4 tRNA genes and 1 rRNA gene are annotated in these 701 nt (G+C 45.5%); all 5 read right to left on the reverse strand.

The annotated features are described in order from the left end of the window. Positions 1–15: 15 nt before the first annotated feature. Positions 16–97: transfer RNA gene (locus TR08_RS27880), tRNA-Leu, on the reverse strand. Positions 98–111: 14 nt separating this feature from the next. Then, a tRNA-Lys gene (locus TR08_RS27885) sits at positions 112–187 on the reverse strand. Between the two features lie 19 nt (positions 188–206). Further along, a tRNA-Thr gene (locus TR08_RS27890) sits at positions 207–282 on the reverse strand. Positions 283–301: 19 nt separating this feature from the next. Beyond that, positions 302–377, reverse strand: a tRNA-Val gene (locus TR08_RS27895). Between the two features lie 9 nt (positions 378–386). Next, positions 387–502, reverse strand: a 5S ribosomal RNA gene (rrf, locus tag TR08_RS27900). Positions 503–701 lie beyond the last annotated feature (199 nt).

Raw genomic sequence — 701 nt, forward strand, 5'->3', positions numbered from 1 at the left:
TCTAAATTAAATAAGTGCGGGTGAAGGGAGTCGAACCCCCACGCCTTGCGGCGCCAGATCCTAAGTCTGGTGCGTCTGCCAATTCCGCCACACCCGCATATTAAATATAAATGGTGAGCCATGAAGGACTCGAACCTTCGACCCTCTGATTAAAAGTCAGATGCTCTACCAACTGAGCTAATGGCTCATACAAGAAATAAAAAGAATGGTGCCGGCGAGAGGACTTGAACCCCCAACCTACTGATTACAAGTCAGTTGCTCTACCAATTGAGCTACCCCGGCGTAATGTTTAGAAATATTATGGTGGAGGATGACGGGATCGAACCGCCGACCCTCTGCTTGTAAGGCAGATGCTCTCCCAGCTGAGCTAATCCTCCATATATACAGCCTGGCAACGTCCTACTCTCACAGGGACAAAGTCCCAACTACCATCGGCGCTGAGAAGCTTAACTTCCGTGTTCGGTATGGGAACGGGTGTGACCTTCTCGCTATTGCTGCCAGACTATTTTCTCAAAGACAAAATCTATTATAATGTCTTTTTTGATATTTTTCAAGAGGTTTTTGAAAAAAATTCATTCCCTCAAAACTAGATAACCAGAAGAAGTAGTAAAACAAGCTCGCTTTTAAAAATTGGTTAAGTCCTCGAACGATTAGTATCAGTCAGCTCCACACGTTACCGCGCTTCCACCTCTGACCTATCA

Source organism: Neobacillus niacini, from assembly GCF_000759675.1.
In the GTDB taxonomy this organism is placed as follows: domain Bacteria; phylum Bacillota; class Bacilli; order Bacillales; family Cytobacillaceae; genus Neobacillus; species Neobacillus niacini_A.